Raw genomic sequence first — 1,724 nt, 5'->3', positions numbered from 1 at the left:
GGTGGTACATGAGCACGGCCACCCGGTTCTCGTAACCCGGATGAAAACTGGCGGTGTGGGCATAGAGTGGAAATAAGAAAGGAGCCAGCCCATGCGCGAAGAAAAGAAACAGGTTTCTAAACATTTTTAAGAGAGTCATATGCCATTTAGCTCCTTGCGTTCAAGTTTCTATTTCCTTTGCATTTTAATTCTAAACATCTTTTTTTTGAGACACGTCTCAAATCTGTAAATAGTATGTAAAGAATCTGCGTTTTTTGGCGAAATGTGGCTTTAAGGTCGGTTAAAAGCGGTTTAGAAACACAAGTGACCGGACCACGGTGCAGCGCGGTAGAAAGACGGCCGCGCTTTTTCGTTGTCCGGCCCGGATACTGAACCTGGAGTGGTAAAAAAGTAGCTCAGTGGGGAACAGCGCAAGTCTTGAGAAGAGCATTCTTTAAGTTGCGCAAAAACATGCGGAAATTCGCCTGAGTTCAAATTTGGCATTTACAAAAAAGTTACAGAAGACAAGCTCCCCTGTTATAAACTTTATGTACAATTAGCTAAAAAATAAAAATGGAGGGGGAGCTGAAAGGAAGATGAAGTTAAGGGAAAAACTGCTTAGAGGTGTCGCGCTTATTTCGGTGGTATTTTTCGCAATGGCAGGTCCGCTGGGGCCTGCTGCCGCAGCGGCAACGGTGCACCACCCGGCAAAACACGTGGCAGTTGCTGTTAAGCACCGGGCGGTACCGGCGAAGCCGGCCAACCCGAAAGCGGGGGTTAAAAAAGCTACTTCTGCAGTACCTGCGGCGAAGGTGAAGACTAAGACCGGCAGGAAGGTGGTCCGCAAGCCGGTAACCAGCAAGAAGACTGCTCGTAAGCCGGTAGCCCACAAGAAGACGACTCGCAGGGTAGCAGCTCAAAAGAAAACGGTCCGTAAGCCAGCAGTTCATAAGAAAATCACTCGGAAGCCAGTAACCAGCAGGAAAGTTGTCTATAAGAAGAAACCGGCGGTTTCTAAAAGAGGAGTTGCAGCCAAAACTAAGGCCACAGCTAAAAAGAAGGCTGTAGCTAAAAAATAGATGGTTGGGTTTGACGATGGGGACGGGTCGGTAAGGCCCGTCCCCCCTTTTCAATTGTTTATGGAATTACTCTGGTCTTTCACTGGCGGTGATCCCATGGCCGCCGTACAGGACAAGCGTCCCCACCTGTACCGGGGATTTGCCGGTGTTACCCTGGGCAGCTTTCAGGACTCAGGTTTAACTGAAGGGGAAAACCAATACGCCAGATACCGTAACTGGTTCTGACCGGTATTGTCCGAATTAACTGATAAAAAAGTGCGGCAGGATTTGACTAAAAGTTTTCAAACCGCCACAGTGGCGGCTTGATATATCAAGGACCACGGTGGCCTTTGATTTTCTATCCCGCCTTTTCCTAAACGTATACCCCAAAATACTCAGCCAAAAACTTCGCCCGCCGGGCCTTCTTCATCTGTACGTAGAAACAGGGAGAGGGGGTTACAGATACAAAACCTTGAGCAGGAGAGGACTGGTCGCCCCCTCCTGCTCGATTCTGCAAGCAACTTCTGGCGGGTCATTCAAGCCAATCTCCCTCCCGGACCCAGAACGGGTTGGTTACATAACAGGTGAGATTGGATAAATCCCGGCCGGAAACAAGCACCCGCCCCGATACCCTGTCGAGTATCCGAACGGGTACCCAGGCAGCCCGGTGGCGGGAAACGATATAAA

General features: G+C 49.5%; 2 protein-coding genes. Both read left to right on the top strand.

The features are described 5' to 3' along the window. Positions 1-575: 575 nt before the first annotated feature. The gene (locus tag ACPLUI_RS14605; protein ID WP_424660967.1) at positions 576-1,058 is read left to right on the top strand and encodes a hypothetical protein; all 483 of its coding nucleotides are present in this window, start codon (positions 576-578) and stop codon (positions 1,056-1,058) included. After that, a complete protein-coding gene (locus ACPLUI_RS14600; RefSeq protein WP_424660966.1) occupies positions 1,059-1,283 on the top strand; it encodes a hypothetical protein in 225 nt (74 codons plus the stop codon). Positions 1,284-1,724 lie beyond the last annotated feature (441 nt).

Source organism: Desulfofundulus sp. (assembly GCF_049701015.1).
Classification (GTDB): Bacteria; Bacillota; Desulfotomaculia; order Desulfotomaculales; family Desulfovirgulaceae; genus Desulfofundulus.
This window is presented reverse-complemented; position numbering and strand designations above follow the sequence as displayed.

Excerpts from the sequence above, each read along its gene's own strand:
- ACPLUI_RS14605 (WP_424660967.1), top strand. The coding sequence starts at position 576 with ATGAAGTTAAGGGAAAAACTGCTTAGAGGTGTCGCGCTTATTTCGGTG.
- ACPLUI_RS14600 (WP_424660966.1), top strand. The coding sequence starts at position 1,059 with ATGGTTGGGTTTGACGATGGGGACGGGTCGGTAAGGCCCGTCCCCCCT.